The organism is Rhodoferax sp. RT5P35 (assembly GCF_056521385.1).
The window spans coordinates 1-1,664 of record NZ_JBWMAX010000076.1 but is presented as its reverse complement, the minus strand read 5'-3'; the positions used below and the strand labels follow the sequence as shown (position 1 = coordinate 1,664).

The 1,664-nt window shown below is 57.1% G+C and carries 1 protein-coding gene; it reads left to right on the top strand.

Features of this window, described 5'->3' with window-relative positions:
- The coding region (locus AC097L_RS23715; RefSeq protein ID WP_479589193.1) for a hypothetical protein at positions 1-1,635 on the top strand (1,635 nt) is incomplete at its 5' end.
- Positions 1,636-1,664: the final 29 nt, after the last annotated feature.

The window sequence follows — 1,664 nt, the reverse complement described above, 5'->3', positions numbered from 1 at the left end:
CCACCACCGGAGAATCGCATGCAAACCCGTTTTGTTTTTCGTTACCTTGCCGTTCCCATGGCCGTAATGGCCCTGATAGGCTGCGCAACTGAGCGCAAAGCTATTTCACTAGGTCTGAGCCAGTTAGGCACGGAGGAGCAGGTGGATGCCGGCTCTTGGTTTAATAACCTGCAACACCGCCGTTCGTACAGCATCACTGGGCAAGGAGCGGCCGATGTGGTGGGCTTGGCGAGCACCGACCCCGATCCCCCTTTGCTTCCCAAGTTGAGGTTGTCCCGCGACCGTTTGCCCGATAACTTGGCCTTGCGCCTTTCGCCAGACTGCTCATTTGTCGCCACGGTGGACTACACCAACACCGATTTGAAAGCCAAGACTGTCGTCGATGCACGCGCGGCTTTGGGTGAGGTGTCTGCTTTGTCTGCAGAGATCGCCGAAGTGGTGGCGCACCAGGGCATTCTGGCCATGTTGGGACAATCCTACAGCGAATCGACCCAAGCCGCCGAAGCCTCCAAGCAAGCAGATGCCATCGCCACGACTGCGAAGCAGGGGGCAGACAGCGCCGCCTTGGCTACCGCCACCACGGCAGCGGCTACAGCCAAGGCCGCCAGCGAACAGGCGAGCGCGTTTGCTGCCAACTACCAAAAATCGATTTTGTCGGCATGGCCCGATCCCCGTGGATTGAAAGATGCCAAGGATGTGGAGGACAGCATCAAGAATGGGAATGTCCAACTGGTGGCGTTGGTAGCAGACCAAGCCAAGGCCCAATATAAGTTGGATACGGCACTGAATACGCCAGGCCTCTTGGTATCCCGCTGGGCACTGGCCGATAAAAAGGTGACTGCCGTGGGCGTGGCCGATGTGGCAGGCTTTCGCAGCCAGAGCGAGGACCGACAAAACGGTTTCCTGTTGTTGGGCAATCCCCGCGTACTGACCCTGGTGGTTGGCGATGATTTCTTATGGCGCGCCTGCAAGGCAAATGGGGCGAATTGCAAACAATGGGATTCAAAAAGTGACGCATTGGTGGACTACAAGCCATCCTCCCCTCGTACCGGCATCGACACCGCTATCGCGGCCAAGAAGCAATACATCACTACCTATCAGTTGCTGGCCCAGTATCTGGAGTGGACGGAAGACCGCAGCGAGCAGCGATCTCGCCAGATACAGGTACCCATCGACCAGCTGCTCACCGCACTTCAGCCCTTGGCCGGGGCGGGCAGCGTGGTGAGTCGATTGGCCCAGATTAAGTTGGAGGTGCAGCATGCCTCTAGCCTGTCGCTCAGCGCATCGAATTCGGGCTTGATGGAAAAGCCGCTGGTGACGGTAGACCGCTTTAGTTTTGCTTCCGATGGCGAGCATTACAAGTCCATAGAGAACCAATTTTTGACGCAAAAGAATTACGCGCGTGTCATCTCCATGCGCACCACTTTGGACAACTATGTGACCAGTGCCTTCCACTCCGTGGTGGTGCCCACTACCCCGATCACCCATTGCAGCGGTCCTACGATGCGGCAGGCGGACAGCTTGTCTGCCCTGAAAAAGCAGTGCGAGACAAAGGCCAACACGGAAGAGATAGCCGCCTGCCAGAAAAAATTTAACGACTTCGAGATGGGCTTGAGCAGTTGGCTAAAGCCCTGATCCCGAGCACCACCTATGATCCTTGGTGC